Origin of the sequence: Mucilaginibacter sp. PAMB04274 (genome assembly GCF_039634385.2) — a bacterium.
Classification (GTDB): domain Bacteria; phylum Bacteroidota; class Bacteroidia; order Sphingobacteriales; family Sphingobacteriaceae; genus Mucilaginibacter.
Window position 1 is genome coordinate 4997183 of sequence record NZ_CP155081.2, and the last position, 26740, is coordinate 5023922.

Annotated in this window: 27 protein-coding genes and 1 pseudogene; 17 read left to right on the plus strand and 11 right to left on the minus strand. The window is 43.3% G+C overall.

Annotated features, from left to right (window positions below; genetic code table 11):
• Positions 1-5 precede the first annotated feature (5 nt).
• The 8 genes and pseudogenes from ABDD95_RS21500 to ABDD95_RS21535 all read left to right on the plus strand — a co-directional run bounded on the left by ABDD95_RS21500 (position 6) and on the right by ABDD95_RS21535 (position 5678).
• Positions 6-662 carry a hypothetical protein gene (locus ABDD95_RS21500; protein WP_345949417.1) on the plus strand — a complete coding sequence of 219 codons (657 nt, stop codon included), beginning with the start codon at positions 6-8 and terminating at the stop codon, positions 660-662.
• Positions 659-961, plus strand: coding sequence for a transcriptional regulator (locus ABDD95_RS21505; RefSeq protein ID WP_345949418.1), 303 nt, complete (start codon positions 659-661; stop codon positions 959-961). Before ABDD95_RS21500 ends, ABDD95_RS21505 begins: the two co-directional genes overlap by 4 nt.
• Before the next feature lie 157 nt (positions 962-1118).
• Positions 1119-2363 (plus strand): annotated as a pseudogene (gene creD, locus ABDD95_RS21510) (cell envelope integrity protein CreD).
• A gap of 56 nt (positions 2364-2419) precedes the next feature.
• A complete protein-coding gene (locus ABDD95_RS21515) occupies positions 2420-2815 on the plus strand; it encodes a hypothetical protein (protein ID WP_345949419.1) in 396 nt (131 codons plus the stop codon).
• Positions 2816-2927: 112 nt separating this feature from the next.
• Positions 2928-3125 (plus strand): hypothetical protein, encoded by a 198-nt coding sequence (locus ABDD95_RS21520; RefSeq protein WP_345949420.1) that lies wholly within the window; start codon positions 2928-2930, stop codon positions 3123-3125.
• Positions 3126-3173: 48 nt separating this feature from the next.
• Positions 3174-4589: a 23S rRNA (uracil(1939)-C(5))-methyltransferase RlmD gene (gene rlmD, locus ABDD95_RS21525; protein ID WP_345949421.1), complete on the plus strand. Its 1416-nt coding sequence runs from the start codon at positions 3174-3176 to the stop codon at positions 4587-4589.
• A gap of 84 nt (positions 4590-4673) precedes the next feature.
• Entirely contained in the window at positions 4674-5063 is a 390-nt protein-coding gene (locus ABDD95_RS21530; RefSeq protein ID WP_345949422.1) for a hypothetical protein, read from the plus strand.
• 108 nt (positions 5064-5171) lie between these two features.
• Complete coding sequence (locus ABDD95_RS21535) at positions 5172-5678, plus strand: phosphoribosyltransferase family protein (RefSeq protein ID WP_345952121.1); 507 nt, start codon at positions 5172-5174, stop codon at positions 5676-5678.
• 24 nt (positions 5679-5702) lie between these two features.
• Here the strand turns inward: ABDD95_RS21535 and treF are convergent, their stop codons facing one another.
• Positions 5703-7256: an alpha,alpha-trehalase TreF gene (treF, locus tag ABDD95_RS21540; RefSeq protein ID WP_345949423.1), complete on the minus strand. Its 1554-nt coding sequence runs from the start codon at positions 7254-7256 to the stop codon at positions 5703-5705.
• A gap of 118 nt (positions 7257-7374) precedes the next feature.
• On the opposite strand from treF, the gene ABDD95_RS21545 reads away from it, so the two are divergent.
• Positions 7375-7968, plus strand: a complete 594-nt coding sequence (locus ABDD95_RS21545; RefSeq protein ID WP_345949424.1) for a YceI family protein — start codon at positions 7375-7377, stop codon at positions 7966-7968.
• A 119-nt stretch (positions 7969-8087) separates the two neighbouring features.
• Positions 8088-8507, plus strand: coding sequence for a response regulator (locus tag ABDD95_RS21550; protein WP_345949425.1), 420 nt, complete (start codon positions 8088-8090; stop codon positions 8505-8507).
• Here ABDD95_RS21550 and ABDD95_RS21555 read toward each other — a convergent pair.
• Positions 8504-9274, minus strand: a complete 771-nt coding sequence (locus tag ABDD95_RS21555) for an MBL fold metallo-hydrolase (RefSeq protein WP_345949426.1) — start codon at positions 9272-9274, stop codon at positions 8504-8506. The genes ABDD95_RS21550 and ABDD95_RS21555 overlap by 4 nt on opposite strands.
• 87 nt (positions 9275-9361) lie before the next feature.
• On the opposite strand from ABDD95_RS21555, the gene recJ reads away from it, so the two are divergent.
• From recJ to ABDD95_RS21570, 3 genes are all read left to right on the plus strand, one after another.
• Positions 9362-11059 (plus strand): single-stranded-DNA-specific exonuclease RecJ, encoded by a 1698-nt coding sequence (gene recJ / locus ABDD95_RS21560; protein WP_345949427.1) that lies wholly within the window; start codon positions 9362-9364, stop codon positions 11057-11059.
• A gap of 109 nt (positions 11060-11168) precedes the next feature.
• Positions 11169-11906, plus strand: a complete 738-nt coding sequence (gene lptB / locus ABDD95_RS21565; protein ID WP_345949428.1) for an LPS export ABC transporter ATP-binding protein — start codon at positions 11169-11171, stop codon at positions 11904-11906.
• A gap of 15 nt (positions 11907-11921) precedes the next feature.
• Positions 11922-13433 carry a GH3 auxin-responsive promoter family protein gene (locus ABDD95_RS21570; protein WP_345949429.1) on the plus strand — a complete coding sequence of 504 codons (1512 nt, stop codon included), beginning with the start codon at positions 11922-11924 and terminating at the stop codon, positions 13431-13433.
• A gap of 139 nt (positions 13434-13572) precedes the next feature.
• On the opposite strand, the gene ABDD95_RS21575 is transcribed toward ABDD95_RS21570, so the two are convergent.
• On the minus strand, positions 13573-14853 hold the full coding sequence (locus tag ABDD95_RS21575) for a TonB family protein (protein WP_345949430.1): 1281 nt from the start codon (positions 14851-14853) through the stop codon (positions 13573-13575).
• A complete protein-coding gene (locus ABDD95_RS21580) occupies positions 14843-15418 on the minus strand; it encodes a sigma-70 family RNA polymerase sigma factor (RefSeq protein WP_345949431.1) in 576 nt (191 codons plus the stop codon). The genes ABDD95_RS21575 and ABDD95_RS21580 overlap by 11 nt, the downstream gene beginning before the upstream one ends.
• An 85-nt stretch (positions 15419-15503) precedes the next feature.
• Here ABDD95_RS21580 and ABDD95_RS21585 point away from each other — a divergent pair, with 85 nt between their 5' ends.
• The gene (locus ABDD95_RS21585) at positions 15504-17429 is read left to right on the plus strand and encodes a von Willebrand factor type A domain-containing protein (protein WP_345949432.1); all 1926 of its coding nucleotides are present in this window, start codon (positions 15504-15506) and stop codon (positions 17427-17429) included.
• Between the two features lie 218 nt (positions 17430-17647).
• Here ABDD95_RS21585 and ABDD95_RS21590 read toward each other — a convergent pair whose 3' ends face one another.
• From ABDD95_RS21590 to pdhA, 3 genes are all read right to left on the minus strand, one after another.
• Complete coding sequence (locus tag ABDD95_RS21590; RefSeq protein ID WP_345949433.1) at positions 17648-18328, minus strand: hypothetical protein; 681 nt, start codon at positions 18326-18328, stop codon at positions 17648-17650.
• 79 nt (positions 18329-18407) lie between these two features.
• Positions 18408-20078 carry a 2-oxo acid dehydrogenase subunit E2 gene (locus ABDD95_RS21595; protein ID WP_345949434.1) on the minus strand — a complete coding sequence of 557 codons (1671 nt, stop codon included), beginning with the start codon at positions 20076-20078 and terminating at the stop codon, positions 18408-18410.
• A gap of 42 nt (positions 20079-20120) precedes the next feature.
• On the minus strand, positions 20121-21116 hold the full coding sequence (gene pdhA / locus ABDD95_RS21600) for a pyruvate dehydrogenase (acetyl-transferring) E1 component subunit alpha (protein WP_345949435.1): 996 nt from the start codon (positions 21114-21116) through the stop codon (positions 20121-20123).
• Positions 21117-21391: 275 nt separating this feature from the next.
• Between pdhA and ABDD95_RS21605 the strand changes: the two genes are divergently transcribed.
• Positions 21392-21940, plus strand: a complete 549-nt coding sequence (locus ABDD95_RS21605) for an NlpC/P60 family protein (protein WP_345949436.1) — start codon at positions 21392-21394, stop codon at positions 21938-21940.
• 48 nt (positions 21941-21988) lie between these two features.
• Here ABDD95_RS21605 and ABDD95_RS21610 read toward each other — a convergent pair whose 3' ends face one another.
• The gene (locus ABDD95_RS21610) at positions 21989-22174 is read right to left on the minus strand and encodes a hypothetical protein (RefSeq protein WP_345949437.1); all 186 of its coding nucleotides are present in this window, start codon (positions 22172-22174) and stop codon (positions 21989-21991) included.
• 72 nt (positions 22175-22246) lie between these two features.
• On the opposite strand from ABDD95_RS21610, the gene ABDD95_RS21615 reads away from it, so the two are divergent.
• Together ABDD95_RS21615 and ABDD95_RS21620 are read left to right on the plus strand one after the other, a co-directional pair.
• Positions 22247-23173: an SPFH domain-containing protein gene (locus ABDD95_RS21615; protein ID WP_345949438.1), complete on the plus strand. Its 927-nt coding sequence runs from the start codon at positions 22247-22249 to the stop codon at positions 23171-23173.
• Positions 23174-23537: 364 nt separating this feature from the next.
• Positions 23538-24095 (plus strand): DUF922 domain-containing protein, encoded by a 558-nt coding sequence (locus tag ABDD95_RS21620; protein ID WP_345949439.1) that lies wholly within the window; start codon positions 23538-23540, stop codon positions 24093-24095.
• A gap of 122 nt (positions 24096-24217) precedes the next feature.
• On the opposite strand, the gene ABDD95_RS21625 is transcribed toward ABDD95_RS21620, so the two are convergent.
• From ABDD95_RS21625 to ABDD95_RS21635, 3 genes are read right to left on the minus strand one after another with little or no spacing between them, the layout of a single operon-like run.
• Positions 24218-24973 carry a DUF4197 domain-containing protein gene (locus ABDD95_RS21625; RefSeq protein ID WP_345949440.1) on the minus strand — a complete coding sequence of 252 codons (756 nt, stop codon included), beginning with the start codon at positions 24971-24973 and terminating at the stop codon, positions 24218-24220.
• 41 nt (positions 24974-25014) lie between these two features.
• Positions 25015-26022 carry an inorganic phosphate transporter gene (locus ABDD95_RS21630; protein WP_345949441.1) on the minus strand — a complete coding sequence of 336 codons (1008 nt, stop codon included), beginning with the start codon at positions 26020-26022 and terminating at the stop codon, positions 25015-25017.
• A gap of 19 nt (positions 26023-26041) precedes the next feature.
• On the minus strand, positions 26042-26692 hold the full coding sequence (locus tag ABDD95_RS21635; RefSeq protein WP_345949442.1) for a DUF47 family protein: 651 nt from the start codon (positions 26690-26692) through the stop codon (positions 26042-26044).
• Positions 26693-26740 lie beyond the last annotated feature (48 nt).

The window sequence follows — 26740 nt, forward strand, 5'->3', positions numbered from 1 at the left end:
TTTCAGTGGAACAAAGTAAAATACACGAGGACCTGGCTTCTATACGGAGCATGATGGAGCGCTCTTCAAGATTTCTATCCTTGAGCGGACTATCCGGCGTTTTAGCCGGCGTATATGCCCTGGTAGGTGCAGGCTTGGCTTATGGCGTTATCTATCAGCCTTATGGTTTGTTCGGCCATAGTGAATATGCTGGTGGCGACCACTATACCATGGATGATGCATCGGCTCTCCTATTCACCCCCACTGTAGCGCAATTATTCTTTATAGCGTTGGCTGTTTTGGTTGCTTCATTAGTAACCGGCTATGCATTAACAAGGCGTAAAGCTAAAAAGCAAGGGCAGGCGCTGTGGGGTAAAAGCAGCAAGGCATTACTGTTTCAAATGGCTACGCCGCTTATTACCGGTGGTTTGTTTATTCTGATTATGCTGAGCCGCGGGTACTTTGGTATTGTATCACCGGCCTGCCTGGCCTTTTACGGCCTGGCTTTGGTAGGCGCCAGCGCTTATACTTACCATGACGTAAGGTATCTCGGCATTTGCCAGATTGTGTTAGGCATTATAGCTGCGGCTATGCCGGGTTACGGGTTGTTGTTATGGGCTATGGGTTTTGGCGTGCTGCATATAATTTACGGCACCCTGATGTACTTTAAATACGACCGGTGAAAGTACCTTTTGATAAACTGGACAAAGCCTTTGAGAACCGCGTAAGGTTACAGATCATGAGCGTGCTGATGGTGAACGAAAGTTACGACTTTACCTCGCTTAAAGAACTGCTCGATGTTACCGACGGCAACCTGGCATCAAACCTTAAGGCGCTCGAAAAGGAAGAATATATTGTGGTAAATAAAAGTTTTGTTGGCCGTAAGCCTAACACCAACTATCAGGCATCGGCCAAAGGCAAGCAGGCATTTCAGCAGCACTTAAACGCGCTGGAACAACTCATTAAGCAGCAAAAAAAGTAGCTGATATTGCAGCTATTTTTTTTGCGTCAATACTTTCAAAAACAAAGTACTTTTAAAAAATAAAATTATGGAAATTCAAAAAACTTCATCCCCGCAGTTCAGGGACTCTGTTCTACTGAAAATACTCTTTATTCTGGTTATTGCAGTGGTGCTGCTTATGCCATCCTCATGGATACAAGGCCTGATTACGGAACGCTCGTCCAGACAACAGGAAGTGATCAACGATGTGTCAGACAAGTGGTCGGGCAGCCAGCTTATACAAGGGCCTGTGCTGGTAATACCTTACAAAAAACAGGTAACAAAAAGAGATGCAGCCAACAAAGAAGTAGTTAAAGAGTACACCGAAACCTTATACCTCATGCCCGAAAATCTATTCATCAAGGCCAAGGTAAATACCGAAACCCGTAAGCGCGGCATTTTCGAAGTAGGTGTTTATAAATCGCTGGTTAGCATTACCGGTAATTTTGACCGCGCTGATCTCGCCAAACTGCAAATCGATTCTTCATCTATTATGTATGACAAAGCCAGGCTGGTATTTGGCATCAGCGACTTAAAAGGACTCTCATCAAACCCTACCATCAAAGTACAAAACCAAACGCTGGCGGTAGATCCCGTGTTAAATAACGGTGACATGCTGGATAATGGATTACAGGCCGCCGTTAATCTGACTACAGTAACAGGCAACTAGATCCCTTTCAGCTTCGTGCTGGATTTAAAAGGCAGCGAGGCGCTCAACTTTTTACATACCGGCAAAACCACCCAGGTTGAAGTTAACGGCAACTGGCCCAGCCCCAAGTTCGACGGTCGCTACCTGCCCGATACCAATCATATCGATAAAAAGGGCTTCAACGCCAAGTGGCGCATGTTATATTATAACCGCCCTTTCCCGCAGCAATGGGCCGCTAACGATGGGCTGCTTAATAGTTTAAAACTTAATAAAAATGCTTTGTTTGGCGTGGAACTGCATGTACAGGTTGATGAGTATCAGAAAACTATGCGCACAACCAAGTACGCTATACTCATTATTGTACTCACCTTCGTGTCGCTTTTTTTAACCGAAGTGATTCAGAAACGCAAAATTCATTTATTTAATTATGCGCTTATTGGCGCAGCCATGATTGTGTTTTACACCCTGCTGCTATCCTTTACCGAGCACGTGGGTTATAATTTAGCATACCTTATATCGGCCGTAGCTACCATCGCACTAATTGCGTGGTTTACTGCCTCTCTGCTGGCTAATCAAAAGGCAGCGTCGTTATTCGCGCTTATTTTAAGCATTTTTTATGGGTTTATCTTTATCATCATCCAACTCGAAGACTTGTCGTTACTGGTGGGCAGTATAGCGCTGTTTATTATTGTAGCCGTACTCATGTACTTCTCACGTAAAATAAGCTGGGATTAATTTAATCGCCCGGAGCTGGTCAGGCTCCGGGCGATTTTTATATTAAAAACAACATAATGAATACTAAAAACGAATTAGCAGAAGCGAACGTTAACGAATGGTGGCGGATCAAAAGAGAAGAATACAACAATGGCTTGCTTATAGCAGGCGCTGCCACATTTATACTGCTCACTTGTTGGATGGTAACCATAGTGAACTTCTCAACCGAAGGGGAGTACATTCCCGTAGTACTATTTTACTTTGTAGTGGCGTATGTTATCTACATGCTTTTAGCTCACTTGCTTTATACTTTTGGCTGGGTAGCCGATGTATGGCTCAATCATCATGATGATGAAAATTATAGGCAGATGCTGTTCAAAGTTATTTATTGGGCATCGGTGGTTATCCCGCCCCTGCTAATCCTGTCGGCCATTATATTTACTACCTACATTTTCTATAACATGCCCGATTAAATACTTTTTGGCATGGATGTTACCGTAAGGTAAAATTAAAATAATCATTATACCAATTTGGTTTTTGGTATAAATGTTTGTTATTTTTGCTTACACCTCAAACATAAATCCTATGAGACGCGAATTAATAGAATTTTCAGACCGGATTGACGAACAATTTGAGCCTGCCGTAACAGAAACCGGCGAATTGTGGATAAACATGCTAAACTGGTTTAGCACAACACCTAACAAGAGCAAAAGGCCCGAGCCCCCTTATCAAACTTATATCACCAAAGAAGGTCGTTTGGTTTCGACCGATGGTGTATTTTAAGAGCGTACTTTAACGTTTTGTATTGGGTTTGCTTAACTTTGCAGCCTAATGAGAAAAGGAAGAGGCCATAGGCCCAATTTAAGTTTCGAAAACGTAAGTGTTATTGACATAGCCGAAGAGGGCAAAGGTGTAGGCAAAACGGAAGACTTTGTTTTGTTTATTGAAAAAGCCGTGCCCGGCGATGTGGTGGATGTAGAAGTTTACCGCAAAAAGAAAAATTTTGGCGAAGCCAAGATCACTAACCTTAAACAGCCATCAGCCCACCGTACACAGCCGTTTTGTGAGCATTTTGGTACCTGCGGTGGCTGTAAGTGGCAACACATGACCTATGAGGCTCAACTGCAGTTTAAACAAAAAGCCGTTACTGATGCTCTAAGTCGCCTGGGTGGCATTGAGGTTAGCCACGCCCTGCCCATTGTACCCTCGCCGGCCGATCGCTATTACCGCAACAAACTGGAGTATACTTTTAGCAACAAGCGCTGGCTAAATGATGGCGAGAACCGCACCGATGACCCGGTGGAGATGAGCGCGCTTGGCTTTCACATACCCGGTCGTTTTGATAAGATACTGGATATATACCACTGCTACCTGCAGGCCGATCCATCAAACGATCTGCGTTTAAAAATACGCGATTACGCGCGGCAGCAAGGCATGACGTTTTATGACGTAAAAGCCCATACCGGTGCATTGCGTAACCTTATCATCCGCACCTCATCAACCGGCGAGCTGATGGTGATTGTAGTATTTGCACATGCTACCGACGATGAAGTAAACAATATGATGAGTTACGTAGAGCGCGAGTTTCCGCAAATTACATCGCTGCTTTACATACTTAACCAAAAAAAGAACGATACCATTTTTGACCAGGAAGTGATTGCCTGGAAAGGCCCTGAATACATTCATGAACACATGAACGAAATTCAGTTCCGCATAGGTCCCAAATCGTTTTACCAAACCAATGCCATACAAGCACAGCGGCTTTACGAGATTGCGCGCGATTTTGCCCAATTTAAAGGTAATGAGCGGGTTTACGATTTATATACCGGCGCAGGTACAATCGCCAACTTTGTAGCTGGCCATGTTAAAGAGGTTATTGGTGTGGAGTACGTACCCTCGGCCATTGAAGATGCCAAGGTGAACTCGGCCATCAACAATATACATAACACTAAATTTTACGCCGGTGATATGAAAGACGTGCTTAATGACGATTTTGTAGCGGCGCATGGCAAGCCTGATGTAATTATAACCGACCCGCCCAGGGCTGGTATGCACGCCGATGTAGTAGCACGACTGATGGAAATTGAAGCGGAAAAAATTGTGTACGTAAGCTGCAACGCCGCCACACAAGCCCGCGACTTAATTGTACTTAAAGAAAAATACAACGTTACACAAATACAACCGGTAGACATGTTCCCACACACGCAGCATGTGGAGAACGTGGTACTGCTGGAATTAAAGAAGTAAAGCGGAGCTGTGGAAGGGAGTAACGGGCAGTAGATTTTGTTTGTACGCTCCTCGCTCTACTACATAGCATCTCAAAACCAACTTATGGATCCAGAAGAATTACTGAACGAGAATAATAACCAGAAGCAAGAAAGTCCGTTAAAAACCCTGGAGGTGGATCTGCGCTTATACAGCGAGTCGCTGAGAGAAGTAGCCGTAGAAATTATGGTTGAGGGCCTATCGGCCTACCCTATATTTGTAGCGCACCAGCACGAAGTAAAACTGGGAGAACTGATTTTAGATAAAGAAGACCTGAATACCGACTGGACTATTCATGCTTCTACCCTGGAAGAGTTTGTAGAAAAAGGCATCGTTAAAAAAGAATTAAAACAGCGCTTTATTGACACTTACAAAAGCCCGCATGATTACATGTGCGTATTTGTAATTGTACCTGAAGGCGCCAACTTTGTATTTTTCCCATACGGAAAGGAATAATATATTTGTTGAGAAAATCGGTTCTATACAGTGGTTGCATATTTAAAAAAAACAGCTGCATATTTACCAGTTTACAAAGTAGAACCTGCAACTTACAACCAGCTGCCCATGGCCGAAAAGCTTTTAATACTCAATCATCAGCAAATACAGCAAAAGATTGACCGCATTGCTTACCAGATTCTCGAAGATAATTTTGAGGAACAAGAAATAGTTATTGCCGGCATACTGTCGCAAGGCAGTGTTATAGCACAACGCCTTAAAACCGTGTTAGAAGGCATTGCGCCGTTTAAGTGCACCATGATTAACATTGAATTGCAAAAAGACAGCAGCACGCTGCAATTCAGCACCGACGCCGATATAAACGAATGCCGTAACAAGGTAGTAATACTGGTTGACGATGTTTTAAACAGCGGCAAAACCCTGGCCTACGGTTTTGGCGTTTTTCTGGATGTTCCTCTTAAAAAGTTACGCACAGTAGTGTTGGTAGATCGTAATCACAAGAGTTTTCCGGTAAGTACCGATTTTTCCGGCATAGCCTTGTCTACAGTATTGAAGCAGCATGTGTACGTATCCCTTAGCCAAAATGGCCAGGAAGATGCTGTTTACCTGGGGTAGACTTTTTAAAAAAAACAAGCATGCTTAGTGCTTATACATATTCATTAATTTTAACAGTACGCCGTTAGTCCAGCCAAACCCATCCTGCAAGGGGTATTCGCCCCCACCGGCTTTGGCGTTGATGTGTTGTATATCATATTTTTCCACCAGCTTTCCGGTTTGATTAAATGTGTTTAAGTTTAATTTTATCCAACGTGAAGCTATAGTTTGGGCCAGGTCTTTGTGCTTGTAATTTCTTAAACCCACAATGGTAATATACTGCAAGGGCGCCCAGCCATTGGGCTGATCCCATTGCTGCCCGGTACCCTTTAAAGTGGTAGCTACCCCGCCCGGCTGTAAAAACTTTGCCTCAATTAAGGCAGCCACCTGTTTGGCTTGTGCATTGCTGGCTATATTAAAAAATAAAGGATAAGCAGTGGCAATGCTCGCCTGGTTTGATATTGTTTTTTGTTGCCAGTTATAATCATAAAAGCAACCCGCTTTGCTATTCCAGCAATATTTAAGCAATGCTGCTTTACGTTTGGCTGCTTTAGAACGGTACAACGCCGCCGATTGCTGGTTACCGCTTATCTCAAATGATTGTGCAAGGGTAGTTTCCAGGTTATACAACAAACAGTTCAAATCAACCGGTATTAAACTGGTGGTTTGAAGGGTTGCCAGGCTTTTGCCGTCAGCCATCCATCGGCTGCTAAAATCCCAACCCGATTCGGCAGCAGCTCTAATGTTTCGATAAAATTCTGCCTTGTTCTGTTTAGTTTGCCGGGCCGCCAGTACATCTTCCCTGTATGATTCTTCACGCGGCTGCGTGCTTGCATCCCAATACCGGTTAAGCAAACTGCCATCGGCCATTCGTACTACATGCGCATACGCCTTGCCAGCTTTTAAGGCTTCACTACCCTGCATCCAGTACTGGTACTCTTTTATAAGTTGTGATTGATAAGTAGTCAGCGTTTTGACGCCTTTATGTTTGGCCAGCAACTGCACCATTAAGGCAAAAAACGGAGGCTGCGAACGGGTTAAATAATAAGTGCGGTTACCATTGGGTATATGCCCATGTTTATCTATCAGGTAAGCAAAGTTCTTAACTACACTTTCTATCAGTACAAACTGCCTGGCTTCCTCAAGTCCAAGCATGGTAAAGTATGAATCCCAGTAATACACCTCCCTGAATCGACCGCCCGGCACTATATAAGCATGTGGCAAGGGTAGCAGCGTGGTGCCTTTAACAGTGTCGGCTACGTGTTGTAGCACGGTCCACAGGGTATCAATATGCTTGCGGATGCCGCCTTTAATATCGCTTTGGTATTGTGTACTGTTTTCGGTCGGGGCAGAAAAGTATTCCTTAACAAACGCTTTAAGGTTAAAGCCGAGCTTACTTTTCTCAACCTGATAAGCTTTTAAAATAACCGCTGGCGGTTGCCTGGCCGATACGTCTACAAAAGTTTTACCGTCGGGGAAAATCTGCTGCATCTGCACTGCTTCAAATAAACCCGGATATAGTTGTGCAGGGGTTTCAGTTTGTGCAAAAGCTAATACTGAACAGCAAATACTGATAAGTATCAATAATAATCGTTTCATAAAACGCATATTGGTTAAACCATATACAGCGCAAATTGTCATACCAAAGCAAAGAAAAAAGTACATGTTTAAACATGTATTTTATTCTTATACATTTGTAACATAAATTAAAAGTGAAATGAAAAAATTGACGACCTTATTTACAGCAGTTGTTGCAGTTGCCTTAGTTGCCTTTAAACCTGTTGCACCAACAACCTACAAAGTTGACACAGAAAAAAGTAAAATTGAATGGACTGGTAAAAAAGTAACCGGCCAGCATACCGGCACTATAAAATTAGCCTCTGGTGAAGTTGCCGTTAACGGTAAAGTACCTACCACCGGCAAGTTTGTAATTGATATGACCAGCATGGATAATACCGATCTGAGCGGCGATGGCAAAGCAAAATTACTAGGTCACTTAAAATCTGAAGATTTCTTTGGCACTGAAAAATATCCAACAGCTTCGTTCCAGACTACTAAAATTACGCCTGCAGGTGCTGGCAAAGTAAATGTAACCGGTAATTTAACTGTTAAAGGTAAAACCAGTGTTATTACTTTCCCTGCTACTTATACATTAGCCAACAATACTTTGAATGTTAATGCGTTAAACGTAAAAGTTGATCGCACTAAACACGATATCCGTTATGGTTCGAAAAGCTTTTTTGCAAGCATTGGTGATAAAGCAATTGACGACGAGTTTCTTTTAAATATAAATTTGGTAGCTACGCGCTAACATTTATATCATTTAATCGTATTAATAAGTCCCGGTGCATGTTTGCGGCGGGACTTTTTTTATATTACAACTTTTAGGAGTGAAACAATTTACAAAGGCATTCCGTATAGAGATTTATTATGACGAGCAACTCCAAACCTCTTAGCATATTACTGGTTGACGACGACGAGATAAACAACTTTATTTCGATTAAATTAATTAAGAAAGCGCTGATTTATACTGAAATAACAGCTTGTTTAGATGGCAGTTATGCTATAAACCAACTTTTGGAGATGCAGGAGAAAGACCCAGAAAGCTTACCTGACTATATATTGCTTGACATAAATATGCCTATTATGAATGGCTGGGAGTTTTTAGATGAATTTAAACGCCTGGGATTAGATCCGCTGAACAAAACCAAAATCTTCATCATATCATCTTCGGTATTCAGCAATGATATTAATAAAGCAAAATCTTATGACCTGGTAAAAGATTTTATCTCCAAGCCACTTAACGTCGAAAAAATAAAAGAGCTGTTTGCTGTTGAAAAAACCGTTTAATAAGGCGTTATTGTAAACGTTTCGTCCTGATACTGTACTTTTCCTATAGCGGTCGACTTGGCATGGTAAAACAAGCAAACCCAATTTTCGGCCGCTGCTTTCTGCCCGTACTCGTCTCGCAAGTGCATAGCTTTGCGCCCGTCATAATCATACTTAGCCGCAAACTTTCTCAATAACTGTTCCGGCTCCGGCAATTCATCACCACCAAAAAAGCATTTCTGCCCATCCTCTTCCAGCAAAAACACCTGGTGAAATTGTGTGTGCCCACCCGACAGTTCAAAGTGAATGCCTGGCCTAACCTCGCCCGAACCTTCTACAAACTCAATTCTGGCTTCGCGCTGCAGCGTTTCAAAAATAGGCAAGCGGTAGGATGATGATTTGCCCGACAGCGCATACTCCCATTCGCCTTGTTGTATAACATGCACCGCCTGAGGAAAGCTTGGTTCCAGCTTGCCATTACGTTCCACTACCAGGCCGCCTGTATGGTCATAATGCAGGTGCGATTGCAGCACCAAGCTTACCTCGCCAGGCGCAAAGCCAGCCTCGCGTATATGCTGGTGCAATAAGAGCTCTCCTTTATCGTCTTTATAACCTAAACCGCTGTCCAGTACAATTAAATCGCGCTCGGTTTTAACCAAAAAAGGATTTACATGAATAAACAACGAGCTAGGACGATCTTTTGCATTATCGGTTGCAGGATTAAAGGGTATAAATTGTTTAGAAGAGTCAACCGAGTAAGAGCCTTCGCCTAATGCAAAAATTTCCATAGTTATAGGATGCGCGTGTGTTAACAGAAATGTACCTTTGTTGGTTATAACCCAACAACTACATTAAAGGTTTGAAAGCACAAAAGTATGCAAAAACGGTGGTCACTAAAGCATAATCCCGATATAAATGCGGTACAAGCGCTCTCTACCGAATTGGGCATCGATCCGGTGTTGGGTACATTGCTATTGCAGCGCGGCGTAACAAACTTTCAGGATGCCCGTTACTTTTTCAGGCCAGATCTGCGCCACCTGCATGATCCTTTTCTGATGATGGATATGGAAAAGGCCATTACGCGCATCGAACAAGCCATCACGCGCAACGAAAAGATATTGATATTTGGGGATTACGATGTAGACGGTACTACCGCTGTAACTTTGGTATATAGTTTTTTTTGCAAGCGTTACACCAATCTCGAATATTACATACCCGACCGTTATACCGAAGGGTATGGCATATCTACACAAGGTATTGATTATGCTAAAGCCAATCACTTTTCTTTAATTATTGCGCTGGACTGCGGTATAAAATCAATAGACAAAGTAGCTTACGCCAACGAAAGAAATATTGATTTCATTATTTGCGATCACCACATGCCGGGTGAAGAACTGCCCGCCGCCATGGCTGTTTTAGACCCTAAGCGGCCTGATTGCAACTATCCGTATAAAGAGCTATCTGGCTGTGGTATTGGCTTTAAGCTCATACAGGCTTATGCACAAAAAAACAACATACCTTTTGAGGAAGTAACGCAATACCTGGATCTGGTAGCAACCAGCATAGCCTGCGACATAGTACACATTAGCGGTGAAAACCGTATTCTGGCTGCTTTTGGGCTTCAAAAAATTAATGATGAGCCCAGCATTGGTATACGGGTATTGAAGGAGCTTGCCGGTAAAACCAGCCATTATACCATAGCCGATATTGTGTTTTTGATTGGTCCGCGTATAAACGCTGCCGGGCGTATTGACGATGCCAAGCATGCGGTTGAACTACTGCTAGCTACCGATACCGATTTGGCCCGCGAAAAAGGAATGCTCATCAGCGTAAAAAACACCGAGCGCAAAGAGCATGATTTAAACATTACCGACGAGGCGCTGAGCATGATTGCCAATGATGTGCTGGCGGCCGAACGCAAATCTACCGTGGTATTTAACGAGAAATGGCATAAGGGTGTAATAGGCATCGTAGCGTCACGCCTTACCGAAAAATATTATCGCCCTACCATCGTACTTACCCGCTCCAACGGGCACGTAGCTGGCTCGGCCCGCTCTGTAGTAGGTTTTGATTTATATGAGGCGTTGTGTGGTTGCAGCGATTTGCTGTTACAATTTGGCGGTCATAAATACGCCGCCGGCCTTACCATGAAACCTGAACAGGTTGAAGCTTTTACACAACGTTTTGAGGAAGTAGTAAGCGCCAGCATAACTGAGCAGCAACTTATTCAGGAAATACTCATTGATGCAGAATTACAACTGGTACAAATAACACCTAAGTTTTTCCGGATATTAAATCAATTTGGTCCCTTCGGGCCCGAAAACATGTCGCCAGTGTTTGTAAGCCGTAATGTGACGGCCTATGGCGGAGTCAATCTGGTAGGCAGCAATCATATTAAAATGTCGGTTTATCAAAACAGCTCGCCTTTGTTTGATTGCATTGCCTTCAATCAGGGTGAATGTATTGAGGACATACGCCAGGGTAAACCGTTTGATATTTGCTATACCATTGAAGAAAACATATGGCGCGAAAAGCGTTCGATACAATTAAACATTAAAGGAATACGTTGCTAATTCAGTTGCCTGTGATCTGTACCCAGCTGTATGAGTTTTTTAGCAGCAGGTAACCGACAACTGAAAACAGGCCACGGGCCGCATCATCAACCGACAACTGAAAAAAACTATGAACTTACGTGCCGACCATCTGGTAAAAAAATACAAACAGCGTACCGTTGTTAACGACGTTTCATTCAACGTATCGCAGGGTGAGATTGTAGGCTTGTTGGGGCCTAACGGTGCGGGTAAGACCACCTCGTTTTACATGATCGTAGGCTTGATAAAGCCTAACGAAGGCCGCATATATCTGGATGATGAAGAAATTACCAACGATGCCATGTACCGCCGGGCACAAAAAGGTATTGGCTACCTGGCACAGGAGGCCTCGGTATTCCGGAAACTAACCGTAGAAGACAATATTAAGGCTGTGCTGGAAATGGGTACAATGAACAAGCAGCAGCAGAAAGACAAATTAGAGGAACTGATTGACGAGTTCAGCTTACATAAAGTACGCAGAAACCGTGGTGACCTGCTATCGGGCGGTGAACGGCGGCGTACCGAGATTGCCCGGGCTTTGGCAGCCCAACCTAATTTTATTTTGCTGGATGAGCCATTTGCAGGTGTAGATCCTATTGCGGTTGAAGAGATTCAAAGCATGGTAGCCAAGCTTAGGCACCGTAATATTGGTATCCTAATAACCGACCACAATGTACAGGAAACCTTGTCTATAACCGACAGGGCTTATCTCCTCTTTGAGGGAAAGATATTAGAATCGGGCGTACCCGAGGTACTGGCGGCAAATGAGATGGTGCGTAAAGTTTACCTGGGCGCAAACTTTGTGCTAAAAAGAAAAACTTTTGTTTAATTTGCCAGGTACCATATGACCATTATAAACTCAGTTGTTACCTGGTTCATGAAAAAGCGGATCCATCAGATTGAGCTTTTTATGAAATATCCTAATGAAGTTCAGGATGAATGGTTTAACCAGCTCATCAGCAACGCGGAGGATACCGAGTGGGGAAAACAACACCACTATAAAAGCATTCAATCACTGGCCGACTATAAGGAGCGCGTACCTATACAAACGTACGACACGCTGAAGCCTTACATTGAACGTATGCTCAAAGGAGAGCAAAACGTGCTTTGGCCTTCAGATATAACCTGGTTTGCCAAATCATCGGGTACTACCAACGATCGCAGCAAGTTTATTCCGGTAAGTGAGGAATCACTGGAGGAGTGTCACTTTAAAGGCGGTAAGGATATGCTGACCATTTATTGTAACAACCGGCCCGATACAATGCTATTTACCGGTAAAGGGTTAACGTTGGGTGGCAGCCACCAGGTAGGGCAGTTAAGTACCGATATCTTTTTTGGAGATCTCTCGGCCGTTATTATGAAAAACCTGCCTATGTGGGCCGAGTTTTTGCGTACACCCAATCTCGAAATTGCCTTACTCGAAAACTTTGAGGAGAAAATTGAGAAGATGGCACATGCCACCAAAAACGTAAATGTTACTTGTATTAGCGGCGTACCCACCTGGAATATAGTTTTATTTAAACGCCTGCTCGAAATAACTGGCAAGAACAACCTTCTTGAAATATGGCCTAATCTGGAACTTTATTTTCATGGAGCGGTAAGCTTTACCCCATACCGTGAGCAGTTTAAAAAGCTGGTACCCAGCAGTGACATGTATTACCTTGAAACTTATAATGCATCGGAAGGCTTTTTTGGCATTCAGGACCGGGAGGAGCCCGGGGATATGTTGCTTATGCTGGACTATGGCATTTTTTATGAGTTTTTGCCCTTAGAACACCTGCATGATGAAAACCCGCGAACACTTGGTTTAGATGAGGTACAGATAGGAAAGAACTACGCCCTCATCATCAGCACCAATGCCGGTTTGTGGCGGTATATGATAGGAGATACCATAAAGTTCACCTCGCTCGATCCTTACCGCATACAAATAACCGGTCGTACCAAGCACTTTATTAACGCCTTTGGCGAAGAGGTAATCATAGACAACGCCGAGCGCGCATTAGAAGAAGCCTGCCGCCAAACCGAAGCCATTATACGCGATTATACCGCTGCACCGATTTACTTTACCGACAGCAAATGTGGCGGGCATGAATGGATAATTGAATTTGAACGGAAGCCTGCCGAGTTTGAACGCTTTGTTGACTTACTAGACGAAACCCTGCGCAGGGTAAATTCTGACTATGACGCCAAGCGTTTTAAGGATCTGGCGCTACTTCGCCCCAGGGTACACTCGGCCCCTGACGGCACTTTTGTACAATGGATGAAGAACCGCGGCAAGCTGGGTGGCCAAAATAAGGTCCCCCGCCTGGCTAATAACCGCGAGTACCTAGATAGTATTTTGGAGATGATGAATTAAGGCCACTTACGGGCTTGGCTTCATTATGTTGAATGTATCTGATACCCGTTTAGCCTGTATGCCGTTGCTCAAACTTTGCATAACTAATTGCATACAAGATGCTAGAAGAAGTTACCAGGTGTATAGTCAGTAACTTTATCTATTTAAAATTTATTCTCAACTTAACCGTCTCCGGCTTACCGTTTACATTGGGTAGCCATGCCGGCCCTGCTTTAATTATAGCTATAGCATGCTGATCAGCTTCCTGGCTTACTGATTTGGAGATCTTAAAATCACTTAACGTTTTATCCGGATTTACCACAAAGCTCAGCTTCACCGTACCGGTTTTATCATCGGGCGATTGAGCTTCATTTTCCAGGTATTCTTTAAATTGATCCCAGCCATATATAGGGTGCGCCCTTTTAATAACTTGCTGCTTGGAAGTTATGCCTGCTACAACCACCTCGGCAAGCGCCCGGTTATCACTTGATAAATAAACCTTGATACTGTCGTTGCCGCGTACCTTTAATTGTTCGGCCTTATAACCAATATAGGCTATGCGCAGCTCATCCTTATCAGCAGCTGTAATGCTGAATATACCGTTAACATTGGTGTTTGTGCCACTACCTGAATTAAGGTTTTTAACCATAGCGCCAACAACGGGCTGGCCGTCATCTTTGTACAAAACCTGCCCGTTAACCATTATTACAGGTTTGACCTTTGCAAGTTTTGCTTTGCTGGCAATAGTGAGGCCTACTATCCTACCCTGCAGAGCTGAATCCATTGTTGCCGCCCGTAAATTTAAAGCGCTTCTGCCTATAAGATCTTGCTTTCTCGAAGTACCATAGCCAACCACCACTACATCATCTAATTCTTTCGCTTTTTGCAGTGTATCGGCTACCTCGTTTAAGTAGCCTTGTGCTGCATTAGCTGAAGGTGCGGCTGCTACTTTGGGTAAAACCAAGGGCTGTTTTTGCTTTTGTACGGCAATGAGTGGCGGCGTGTACAAGCTATTAGGCGCAGCAGGTTTTATAACAGCTTGCTTCTCTTGCGGCACAGCCTGAACTTTAAGAGGAGCCGGTTGCTTTTGTACCACATTTGTTTTATCGGCCTGTGTACCAGCAGGTACATTAGCAGCGGGCCTGTAGTTAAGTAGCCACCATCCACCTATACTTATAAAAAGCACTACTGAAGCTGCTACAGCAATTTTTGGCCATAGTACTACGCGTTTGGCCTGCGGCTTTACCCTTAGTTGTAACCGGCTGGCCAAATTACCCAGGTTAGCGTTTTGATTGCTATTAGTTTGGGCATAACCTTCCAGTGCGTCCATTAAAAACGGATCGTCAAGCGCCTGGCGCTCCAGCTCGTGCATAGCACGCGCATCAAGTTCACCGTTCAGGTACTTTTGTATTTGCGATATGTCGGTTTTTTTATCGCTCACTGTTATTCTCCAAACAAATTTTCAAATTCCTTTTGCCGTTCTGTATATAACTCTTTACCTCGTTTAAGCTGTAGCCTGTAAGTTCGGCTACCTCCTTATAACACTTCTCTTTAATATAAAACAAATCAATACTCTTTTGCTGTTGGGGTGTTAGCTTTTGCATGCACCTTTCCAGTTGTTGCAAATTTTCTTCGCCAGCACCAGTATCATCAGGATGCGAAACAAACGGAAATTCCACAAGCTCCTCTATGCTTAACGTTTCGGCCTTTTTATGAGCCCGTAGTTGCATGAGGCAAAAATTACGGCTCAGCACATACAACCAGCTCCTGAACTGCTTAACCTCGTGCCGGCTTGCTTTAACAATAAGCTCCTCAAATATTTGCATAACCGCGTCTTTGCTTTGCTCCTCATCCTGCAAATACTTAAGGCACACACCATACACCAAAGGCATGTACTGTTCATAGAGCTGGCCAAGCACGGCCAAATCGCCGGTTTGACGATAGCGTTGCAGCAGGGCATCATCGCCCGCCTCATCCGGCTTATGCTTTTTACTGAACCAGCTCATGTAAGTGCTGTAAAATAATTTTTTTATCCGGCTTATGGAAATTGTATAAAGGCCGCATCCTTATTACAAATTAAACTAAACAGCCATGAAAAAAATGATCTTATTACTGCTGCTCAACTGCGCAGCTCTTGCACCGGCTCTGGCCAGCCGTATGGTAACCGGCCATGTGTTTGACGCGAGTAACAAACAACCGCTCGTCGGCGTAGCTATCCGTATCGAAGGCGGCTCCACAGGTGCGGCTACCGATATCAATGGCTATTATCACTTGAGTATTCCGGGCAATAACACAACTTTGATGGTAATATACATTGGTTACGAAACTCAGAAAGTAAAAGTTGGCAAACAAAGCACCCTCAAAATTTACTTAAAGCCATCAAAAAGCACCTTAGATGAAGTGGTGGTTATGGGATACGGCGTTTCGGAAAAGCGTGATATCACTGGCAGCGTCGCTAACATGTCTCCAGCCCCTATGTACAATCAATCGCTTGCAGGCCGCGTAGCGGGGATACAGATAACGGGTGCACAACAAAAAAATAAAATACGCGGCATTTATATGCCTGCTCCCCAAGAAAGTGAATCGTACAAAGGCATTACCGAGAACGGTTTTCAAAATCCGAATGACAATCCCTTGTCTACTTTCTCTGTTGATGTGGATGCTGCCTCGTACAGCAATATAAGACGCTTTATCAACAACGGCCAATTACCGCCAAAGGATGCCGTTAGAATTGAAGAAATGATCAATTACTTTGGCTACAACCTGCCTGCACCAACCAATGGCGAACCCGTTGCTATACATACAGAACTTTCTGCCGCACCATGGAACCCTAAGCACCGCCTGCTGCGTATAGGCTTAAAGGCGCGTGTAGTGGCAACGAACAAACTACCGGCATCAAATCTAGTATTTCTGATTGACGTGTCGGGTTCTATGTTTTCGGCTAACAAGCTGCCCTTGGTACAATCATCACTTAAGATGCTGGTAGATCAATTACGCCCTCAGGATAAAGTAGCCATTGTAGTGTACGCCGGCGCTGCCGGACTTGTACTGCCATCAACTTCCGGTGATCAAAAAACAACTATAAAAGATGCTATTGACCGCCTGCAGGCCGGCGGTTCAACAGCGGGTGGCGAGGGCATAAAGCTGGCCTACAAAACCATCAAACAAAATTTTTTGAAGAGTGGTAACAACCGGGTTATTATGGCTACGGATGGTGATTTTAATGTGGGTGCCTCATCAGACCAGGATATGGAGCAGCTAATTGAGCAGGAACGTAAAAGCGGCGTGTTTTTATCGGTGTTAGGCTATGGCATGGGTAATTATAAAGATAGCAAAATGGAAACCCTGGCCGACAAAGGCAATGGCAACTATGCTTACATTGACAACATTACCGAAGCCCGCAAAACGCTGGTGAGCGAGTTTGGCGGCACTTTGTTTACGGTAGCCAAAGATGTTAAACTACAATTAGAATTTAACCCTGCCAGGGTGGCCTCTTATCGCTTAATTGGTTATGAAAACCGTATGCTTAACAAGGAAGACTTTAACAACGACCTTAAAGACGCCGGAGATATGGGCGCAGGTCATAATGTAACAGCTTTGTATGAGATTATACCTGCTGGGGTGCATGATAAGTTTACTAATAGCGTTGACCCGCTTAAATATCAGAAAGCGGCACAAGCGACTACCAACTTTATATCTAATGACATGCTTACCATAAAATTTCGCTATAAAGAGCCAAATGGGTCGGTAAGTAAGGTAAGCCAAGCCGTAGTGATAGACCAGCCAGTGGCTTTAGCCAGTACCACAAATGATTTCCGCTTTGCCTCGGCCGTGGCCGAGATAGGTATGCTCCTGCGCGACTCGGAGTTTAAACAAAACGCCAAGTACGACGAAGCCATTAAACGAGCCCGTGCAGCCAAAGGCAGCGATAATGAAGGCTATCGGGCTGAGTTTATTAAATTAGCTGAAAGCGCCAAGTTGTTAAGTAAAAGTGCGCTTGCTGCAGTTGAAGAGTAATTGATTTATAAAAGCCCGTTGAAGTAATGGATAATCTCCCATCTTTGGCGGGCTTTTTATCTCCATACCCTAGGTTTATCCACGCCCATTATGCGATTTAGCTAGTACTTGTTATACCCTATTTGGGTATTTATGTATTTCGAAAACGAAGCAGTTATTGGAAAGCATATTTACCTGTACTCATAACGCAGATGACATAATCTAACAATACAAAATGCCTATTCATCAACCCCAAAAGCATTGGCTAAGGTTATGCCAAGGGCTTCGTACTTGTCTTTAACGGATGTATCGTACCGGTACAGGAAGTGAGAAAAGATGAGTTCGCCTGTAGCAGGTAGCTCGGCTACTATTATTTTGTAAAGATACTGGGTATTGCCCCGGTAACCCTTTACCTGAATACTGTAATTATATCCTTTAATACCTTTACAAAGCGACATGATCTTTACACGCCTGAGCTCCTTGTCCTTACCAGATTTAATGGTTTTGATATAATCATCAACCGCTTTTTCTACAACCTGTATATCTGTAGCTCTTAATGCGCGCTTACGGCCGAGCGGAAAAGGAACTACCTGCCCGGCGAAAATCTTAAAAGTAGCTTGCTTATCGGGACTAATGTAAGTTACGGTGTCAATATATGCATCGGTCTTTTTGCGTACCTCGCTAACAACTTCCTCTTTAGGCCATATCTCTGTAAAATATTTTGGAAACGAATAAGCATAACTGTAAGACACATTTCTTGACGTAGCGTAGAGATTGGTATCGGCTAAACTAATGGTTTTGCCCTCAAATTTACACGGCGCATTGCGATCCAGCAGGCTTTTGAGCTGAGCTTGCTGAGATTGCCCCTGTACACATAACGTGCAGCAGGCCATCAATAGGTTTAGAAGCAGTGCTTTCATCCGGTACTCAATTTTTTACCTAAGGAAAAAGCCCCTTGGCTTTCACCAAAGGGCTTCTCTTATACAAGAGCTTAATTTGTTATATCAATAACCTTACCGGTTCTTCTAGTAATGATTTAACGGTATTTAAGAATGCAGCAGCTGTTGCACCATCAACCGTGCGGTGATCGGCACTTAGCGTCACTTTCATTACATTACCTGGTACTACAGCGCCGTTTTTAACAACCGGCACTTGTTGTATGCCTGCTACCGCAAGTATACATGAATCAGGCGTGTTAATGATAGCTGTAAAATCGTCAACACCAAACATACCTAAGTTAGATATGGTAAAGGTTGAGCCTTCCCAATCAGCAGGTTGCAGCTTTTTGTCTTTTGCTTTCTTGGCAAACTCTTTAACCTCTGCACTAATGCGGCTTAACGATTTACCATCAGCAAAACGTACTACCGGTACCAGCAAACCTTCGTCTACTGCAACAGCAATACCGATGTTCACATGCTCGTTGAAACGGATTTTATCGCCTAACCATGAAGAATTGATAGCCGGGTGTTGTTTTAAAGCAACAGCACAAGCTTTAACTACCAAATCATTAAATGATATTTTAACCGGTGATACTTCGTTCATTTTGCCGCGGGCAACAATGGCCGAATCCATATCGATAGAAACGGTAACAAAGAAATGCGGCGCGGTGAACAAGCTTTCAGATAAACGCTTGCCAATAACCTTGCGCATTTGCGTTACCGGTTTTTCGGTGTATTTTTCCTCGCCTACAAACGGAGCCAGGGTAATAGTTGGACCTGCTTTAGCTGCACCCTCTTTAGCATTAGCGCTGGCAGCTTGTTCGGCCTGTACTTGCGCCGTAGTAACGCCCTCACCAGCAGACTTAGCAGATGGGGTAAATCCTTCCACGTCTTTTTTAACAATGCGGCCACCTTCGGCGCTACCTTTAACCTCGTTCAGGTTAATGCCTTTATCTTTAGCTATTTTGCGGGCTAAAGGAGAAGCTTTAACACGGCTGTCGTCTTCGTTAGATGAAGCAGCAGAAGAAGTTGTTTCTGCAGTTTCTTGCTGTGCAGGAGCCTCTTCGGCTTTAGCAGCACCAGGGGCACCTGCACCAGCTTTTAATAGCGGGGTAACATCTGTACCTTCTTTACCTACAATGGCAATAATATCATTTACTTTGGCGGCCTGACCTTCTTCAACACCTATATATAATAAGGTGCCTTCTTCGTAGCCCACAACCTCCATAGTAGCTTTATCAGTATCTACATCGGCTAATGAGTCGTCTGCTTTTACCTTATCACCTACTTTAAAGTTCCACTTGTTAATAACCCCCTCTGTCATCGTATCGCTCAGGAGCGGCATACGGATAACAGCGGCCGGAATATTAGAGATATCTACAGCAGGTTCAGCAGCTTTTTCGGCTACCGGTGCGGCAGGGGCTTTATCTTCGGCCGGTTTAGCTTCGGCAGCCGGTGCAGCACCGCCTTCCAACAATGATTTGTAATCTTCGCCCTGGTTGCCAATAACGGCAATTACAGCGTCAACCGGTGCAGCGCTACCTTCTTCAATACCTATATAAAGTAAAGTACCGTCCTGGTATGATTCAAAATCCATAGTGGCTTTATCGGTTTCAACCTCGGCCAATAAATCGCCTGATTTTACCTTGTCGCCAACTTTTTTATGCCATTTAGCGATAACACCTTCGGTCATGGTATCGCTCATTTTGGGCATCTTAACTACTTCAGCCATATTCTATTGATGAATAGTTTAGTTTAAATTGTTTATAATAAGTTAGTCGCGGATGTACGGATAGTCACTTTGAACGTATACATCAGTGTACAGTTCAGAAGCCTCAGGCCATGGCGACTCTTCGGCAAACTGTACAGCTTCGTCAACCTGTGCTTTTATTTTAGCAGCAATCTCTTCAAACCATTTTTCGTCGGCGTAGCCGTTTTTCTCAATAGCTTGTTTTACTATCTCAATAGGGTCTTTAGCTTTATAGCTTTCTACCTCTTCTTTAGTACGATACTTTTGTGGATCGGACATGGAGTGACCTTTGTAACGGTAAGTACGCATCTCCAGGAAAGTTGGTCCTTCGCCGGCACGTGCACGTTGTGCAGCCTCGTCCATTGCGTTATGTACAGCAACCGGGTCCATACCATCAACAGCTGATGAAGGGATACCGTAAGGCAAACCTAATTTATAAATATCAACATCGGCGGTAGAACGGGCTACTGATGTACCCATGGCATAACCATTGTTTTCACAAACAAAAATAACCGGCAATTTCCAAAGGGCAGCCATGTTGAAGGTTTCGCCCAAGGCACCCTGGCGTACAGCGCCATCACCCATGTAGCAAACGTTAACAAACTCGGTTCCTTTGTACATTTCGGCAAATGCAATACCGGCACCCAACGGAATCTGACCGCCCACAATACCATGCCCACCATAAAAGTGATTGGCTTTGTCGAACATGTGCATTGAACCGCCTTTACCTTTAGATATACCTGTAGCCTTACCATACATTTCGGCCATGATAGCACCAGGTGATGTACCTTTAGCTAAAGCATGTGCGTGATCACGGTAAGTAGTAATCATACTGTCCTCATGACGTAAAGCCGATACAGCTCCAGCCAAAACAGCTTCTTGTCCAATATATAAATGACAAAATCCTCTGATTTTTTGCTGTCCGTATAATTGTCCTGTCTTTTCTTCAAACTTACGCATCAGGAGCATAAGCTCATACCACATCAGGTAGGTGTCTTTAGTTATTTCGATTGAACTCATTTATTAAAGAATCAATTTCTGTTTTTGGGATGCGCAAATCTAATTATATCCTTGAAAAAAATCGATTTTGGAACGCATTTGTTAAAAATATTTTACTTTACACCCACCCCATACCGTGCCAACTTAATCATGGGTTAGGCATTATTAATTCTTAAAAAAATATTTTTCAGTATTTGGTTAATTGAAATTTTTATATAGCTTTGTATTCAACAATAGACACCAGTGTCCATTTTAATAAACAAGTAACTAAGATAACGCCAAAAACTGTTGATTAGATGAAGAAATTGTTCCTAGCTATTGCCCTGTTTTTGAGTATTTTGAGTGCACAAGCACAAACAAAAAGTGTTCCAAATCAAGGAGAGACAGAGACCGAGGAAGATAAGAGTTTAGCAAAGGATTACTTTTCTCAAATCATGGGCGTAGCGATGTCTGCTACATCTAACGTAAAACTTTTTCAATTTGTATACGACTGGATTGGTACCCCTTACCATTTAGGTGGTGATACCAAACGCGGCATTGATTGCTCAGGTTTTGCTTACCAACTGTATACTAAGGTGTTTAACACCGCTATTGGCAACAATAGCCGTAACATCTTCAGTATGGTAAACCCGGTTGGTAAAGAGGATTTAAAAGAAGGAGATTTGATTTTCTTTAAAATTCACAGCCGCGCTATTACACATGTTGGTGTTTATATTGGCAATGGCAAATTTGCCCACGCTTCATCAAGCAAAGGTGTAATGATCAGTTATCTTGCAGACCCTTACTGGACCCGCTACTATTATAAAGGCGGCCGGTTATTAGCAGATGCCCCTCAGAATAATTAATATATATACATTATAAAGCTCCCGCCCTAAAAGCGGGAGCTTTTTTGTTTAGTCGGTATCTTTGGTATTTTTTACCAGGCCTATGCCCGAAAAAAAGAATAAGATTGAAATAATGCCTACTACAACAGATGTAGTAACATTACCCGAATGATTGATTACCTGGATACCGGTATAAATTAATCCGGCTATACCTAGCACGGTAAGTATAGCGCCAAATGTACGTTTTAAATTCATAGTAATTATTTTGTTTGATTGAGTGATACTTATGGTTATTCGATTATATTTATTGACTTATAACACCATTTTATGATTGCCGTTTGGATTATTGTATTTATTTTATTGGTTATTGCGTTCACATCATTTGTAACCATTAAGCAAGGCACTGTTGGCGTGGTTACCATTTTTGGCAAATACCGCCGTATACTACTGCCGGGGCTAAACTTTAAAATACCTTTAATTGAGGTTTTATATGCCCGTATCTCCATTCAAAACCGCTCGGTAGAGCTGGAATTTCAGGCCGTAACGGTTGATCAGGCCAATGTTTATTTTAAGGCCATGATTCTGTACTCGGTTTTTGACCAGAGCGAAGAAGCTATCAAAGCCGTAGCATTTAAATTTATTGACGAGCGCAATCTAATGCAAGCCCTGGTACGCACCGTAGAAGGTTCTATACGTGCTTATGTGGCTACCAAGCGCCAAAGCGATGTACTTATACTACGGAGAGAGATTGTAGAGCATGTAAAGGAACAGATTGATAATATACTGGAAGGTTGGGGCTACCACCTGCAAGACCTACAGTTAAACGATATTACGTTTGATGAGGTGATCATGAAATCGATGAGCCAGGTAGTGGCCTCTAATAACCTGAAAGCCGCTGCTGAAAATGAAGGCCAGGCTTTGCTGATTACGAAAACCAAAGCTGCAGAAGCCGAGGGTAATGCTATTAAGATTGCCGCCGAAGCCGAACGCCAGGCATCGCAATTGCGTGGCCAGGGTGTAGCGCTATTCCGCGAGGAGGTGGCTAAAGGTATGAGCGTAGCTGCCAAAGAAATGCACCAGGCCAATATGGACACCTCGGTAATCCTGTTCACTATGTGGACCGAAGCTATCAAGCATTTTTCTGAAAATTCTGACGGTAACGTCATTTTCCTGGATGGCTCGGCCGACAACATGCAACGCACCATGAAAGAAATGATGGCAATGCATACTTTGAATGTGGATGCGAAAAAGTAGATCTGAAATATTTGTTTGATACAAAATCTTGCAAACTTCTGTTATGGCATCAATTGGAGGTCATGCAGTTTTAAGTTAGGGTGGTGCTGATGAACTTACCTAGCCCGCTCATCCGCTGCAGCGGCTGTACTTATCTACTGGATTTAGTTTATCGATTTTCATGAAATTGCAACCGCTAAGTTCGGGTTAATTTATTTCAAGATGAGATAACAGCATCCATCAATTGCAGACAGACTGAGTTGATGACCACTTGCCTCAATCGAAGCATAAACATAGGACGAACACTATCCTGTATACAAATTTCCTAACCTCAATAAACCATCTTTCGTACAAAGAGTCAAAATCAAAAAAATACTCCTGATTAATGAAGCAACGATATGTGCGATGGATGGGTGCATTAATGCTTTTACTGCTAGGTTGCAGTGTGGCAATGGCGCAGCCTTACCGGCAATTAACCCCCAATGATTTTACAGGCATGGTGCCAACAGGAAGCGGTTTTTATGTAGCACACACCAGCTGCAACGTAACCATGAACTATGATGTGCGCAATTACCGTAGCAATTACCACCTTACTTTTGATGTGAAGTTGAGCCTCAACCGCGACCGCTCGTGGATTAACCGCCGAATGATTACAACGCCCGATATGATGGCCGAGGTTTTACGGCACGAACAGGGCCATTACCAAATTGCCTACCTTATGCAACAGGAAATGATAAGGGAGTTAACACAAAACCGCTATACAGGCGATTATCAACGTCAGGCCAATGCTATCTTTAAACGTATTGACGACAAATACCGCCAGATGAACGAAGATTATGACGATGACACCCAGCACATGCAAAACCGCAAACAACAAACAGCTTGGGTTAATTTCTTAAATCAACAAGTAGCACAGTTTAGCAGCTTAGCTATGAATTACTAATTTCAAGAAGTGTAAAAGATAAAAACCTACCGACCCGACACGGACTATGCGGGCGTACCCTCGATAAAAAGGCCTTCATTCGTTAAAATGAAGGCCTTTTTTATATCTACTTTAAATCTCAATTAGCTTGTCTTCCTTTGCACATAGCCAAATACCTTTTGCAACAATGGGGTGGTGCGGGCTGATAAGTTAGTGCGTATACTCAGTTCTTCTAAGGCTATACGATAGAACAAACCGTCGATAGCCTTTTGAGTGACATAGCTATCCAAATCAGGATTAAGCTTATTAAAGGTTAATGGAATCTTGTTATAAGTTGTGGCCAGTTGACTATAATAACGGGTGGCACCTACTTTAGATAAGCTATTGTGAATAACCGGCTGAAACTCGGCCGTTAGCTGGCTGGTAGTAACGCGCTTAAAGTATTGTGTTGCGGCATCTTTACTGCCGCCCAGCAATATATTGGTTACATCCTGTATGGTCATTTGTTTAATAGCCGACACAAAAATAGGCTTGGCCTTGCCTGCAGCATCTTCAGCCGCACGGTTAAGTGACAGTACCACATCATCGCAAAGCTTGTTAAAACCCAGCTTACGTAGAGTATTTTCGGCCTTTTGTGCCTCAGGAGGAAAAAGCAGTTTAATAGCTGCATTGCCGAAAAATCCATTAACGGCAGATAGCTGGCTGGCGCTTTTATCAGTACCAACCTCGAGGGCCTGTTTAAGGCCGCTTATCATTTCGAGCGTGCTTGGGGTGGTGGCGGTTTGAGCTGGGTTATATATTCCCCCGCCAGCATTGTTTACTGCCGCATTTAAAGTATCGCAGCTGCTGGTTACCGAAAAAACGAACAGTAACGGCGCAAAAGTTAGTATCTTTCTCATAAGTAAAGGTATGACAAAGCTACGGCCCGAAAGTTTACTTGCTATAAGAAATGCATTATTGTAAATATAGCCGCAGCAACAATAGCAGATATTGGAATAGTAATTACCCAAGCCCAAAGCAAATTGATAGTTACGCCCCAGCGCACAGCCGATACTCTTTTGGTTAAGCCTACACCAATAATGGAACCGGTGATAGTATGCGTAGTTGAAACCGGAATACCCAAACGTTCGGTCATGAAAAGGGTAATTGCACCAGCCGTTTCTGCACTTACACCTTCGAGCGGAGTAACTTTAGTAATTTTACTACCCATGGTTTTAACAATTTTCCAACCGCCACTCATAGTACCTGCAGCAATAGCGGTGTAACATGCTAACGGAATCCAGTCGGGCATGGTTTGGCCGTTGGTAATTACGTTTGAAGCAACTAAAGCAACGTAGATTATACCCATTACCTTTTGTGCATCATTACCACCATGTGCGAAACTTAATGCAGCCGATGATATAAGCTGCACCGCCTTAAACCAACGCTCTGCTACAGCAGGCCTGGAATTTTTGAACAGGTGCAGAATAATTATGGTAATAATATAAGCAATGATTAAGCCTATGAAAGGAGCCAGTACAATATAAGCGATAATTTGAGTTACGTAATGCGTATTGATAGCTGCTAAAGGATTTGACCCCATAAACATCGCATTAGTTATACCGGCACCTGCAAAGCCACCTATTAGCGTATGCGATGAACTGGACGGGATACCGAACCACCAGGTAACTAAGTTCCAGGCGATAGCGGCAATAAGGCCGGCCATAACTACATGCATGGTAATAAACTGTTCGTGAACGGTTTTAGCCACGGTATTGGCTACTTTATGATCTTTAATTAAAAAGAAGGCTAGAAAGTTAAAAGCCGCAGCCCACAACACCGCCTGAAACGGCGTTAATACTTTGGTTGATACTACGGTAGCAATAGAGTTTGCCGCATCATGAAAGCCATTGATAAAGTCGAAGATTAGCGCCAGGCAAACAACAACAACAAGTAAAGAGGTAACCATGCAGTAAGGGTTAAAACAATTAAGCGTTTTTAACTAATATCGATTCCATTACATTGGCTGCATCCTCGCACATATCGGTTGCCGTTTCAAGCGCAGCCAAAATCTCTTTGTATTTGATGAGTCTGAGTGGGTCTTTCTCGTATAAAAACAAATCGGCTACAGCGCGGTCAAACACATAATCGGCCTGGTTTTCCACACTGTTGATGCGGATACAGGAATCGGCTATGGCGCGTACATTCTTTAAATCTTTTAACTCGCGTACGGCTTTCTCCAGGTCAACACTGCCCTGTAGTATCAGGTCAGATAATTTGCAGATAGGCTCCGTATACTCCTCAATGTTATATAACATCATACGGTTTGCAGAGCCTTGTATATAATCGGCCACATCATCAATAGCAGTAGCCAATGCGTGAATATCTTCACGGTCAAAAGGCGTAATGAAGTTTTTACCCAGTTCCAGGTATATCTGGTGAGTCAGCTCATCACCTTTGTTCTCTAGCTTATCAATCTGTTTAAATAGATCAATACGGTGTTCGCCATCCTTGCTATTTACCGCCTCAACCAAAATAGTTGCCATGTCTATAACATTGGTAGCGGCCTGTTCAAATAGGGGGAAAAACACTTTTTTATCCTTTGGGACAAAATACTGGAATATGCTGTTCAATGACATCTTCGTTTCAATAGTTTTGGCAAAGGTAACTTTGCAATGTTAAATTAG

Coding starts and splice junctions, on each gene's coding strand:
- ABDD95_RS21515 (WP_345949419.1), top strand. CDS start 2,420: ATGAATACTAAAAACGAATTAGCAGAAGCGAACGTTAACGAATGGTGG.
- ABDD95_RS21520 (WP_345949420.1), top strand. CDS start 2,928: ATGAGACGCGAATTAATAGAATTTTCAGACCGGATTGACGAACAATTT.
- rlmD (WP_345949421.1), top strand. CDS start 3,174: ATGAGAAAAGGAAGAGGCCATAGGCCCAATTTAAGTTTCGAAAACGTA.
- ABDD95_RS21530 (WP_345949422.1), top strand. CDS start 4,674: ATGGATCCAGAAGAATTACTGAACGAGAATAATAACCAGAAGCAAGAA.
- ABDD95_RS21535 (WP_345952121.1), top strand. CDS start 5,172: ATGGCCGAAAAGCTTTTAATACTCAATCATCAGCAAATACAGCAAAAG.
- treF (WP_345949423.1), bottom strand. CDS start 7,256: ATGAAACGATTATTATTGATACTTATCAGTATTTGCTGTTCAGTATTA.
- ABDD95_RS21545 (WP_345949424.1), top strand. CDS start 7,375: ATGAAAAAATTGACGACCTTATTTACAGCAGTTGTTGCAGTTGCCTTA.
- ABDD95_RS21550 (WP_345949425.1), top strand. CDS start 8,088: ATGACGAGCAACTCCAAACCTCTTAGCATATTACTGGTTGACGACGAC.
- ABDD95_RS21555 (WP_345949426.1), bottom strand. CDS start 9,274: ATGGAAATTTTTGCATTAGGCGAAGGCTCTTACTCGGTTGACTCTTCT.
- recJ (WP_345949427.1), top strand. CDS start 9,362: ATGCAAAAACGGTGGTCACTAAAGCATAATCCCGATATAAATGCGGTA.
- lptB (WP_345949428.1), top strand. CDS start 11,169: ATGAACTTACGTGCCGACCATCTGGTAAAAAAATACAAACAGCGTACC.
- ABDD95_RS21570 (WP_345949429.1), top strand. CDS start 11,922: ATGACCATTATAAACTCAGTTGTTACCTGGTTCATGAAAAAGCGGATC.
- ABDD95_RS21580 (WP_345949431.1), bottom strand. CDS start 15,418: ATGAGCTGGTTCAGTAAAAAGCATAAGCCGGATGAGGCGGGCGATGAT.
- ABDD95_RS21585 (WP_345949432.1), top strand. CDS start 15,504: ATGAAAAAAATGATCTTATTACTGCTGCTCAACTGCGCAGCTCTTGCA.
- ABDD95_RS21590 (WP_345949433.1), bottom strand. CDS start 18,328: ATGAAAGCACTGCTTCTAAACCTATTGATGGCCTGCTGCACGTTATGT.
- ABDD95_RS21595 (WP_345949434.1), bottom strand. CDS start 20,078: ATGGCTGAAGTAGTTAAGATGCCCAAAATGAGCGATACCATGACCGAA.
- pdhA (WP_345949435.1), bottom strand. CDS start 21,116: ATGAGTTCAATCGAAATAACTAAAGACACCTACCTGATGTGGTATGAG.
- ABDD95_RS21605 (WP_345949436.1), top strand. CDS start 21,392: ATGAAGAAATTGTTCCTAGCTATTGCCCTGTTTTTGAGTATTTTGAGT.
- ABDD95_RS21610 (WP_345949437.1), bottom strand. CDS start 22,174: ATGAATTTAAAACGTACATTTGGCGCTATACTTACCGTGCTAGGTATA.
- ABDD95_RS21615 (WP_345949438.1), top strand. CDS start 22,247: ATGATTGCCGTTTGGATTATTGTATTTATTTTATTGGTTATTGCGTTC.
- ABDD95_RS21620 (WP_345949439.1), top strand. CDS start 23,538: ATGAAGCAACGATATGTGCGATGGATGGGTGCATTAATGCTTTTACTG.
- ABDD95_RS21625 (WP_345949440.1), bottom strand. CDS start 24,973: ATGAGAAAGATACTAACTTTTGCGCCGTTACTGTTCGTTTTTTCGGTA.
- ABDD95_RS21630 (WP_345949441.1), bottom strand. CDS start 26,022: ATGGTTACCTCTTTACTTGTTGTTGTTGTTTGCCTGGCGCTAATCTTC.
- ABDD95_RS21635 (WP_345949442.1), bottom strand. CDS start 26,692: ATGTCATTGAACAGCATATTCCAGTATTTTGTCCCAAAGGATAAAAAA.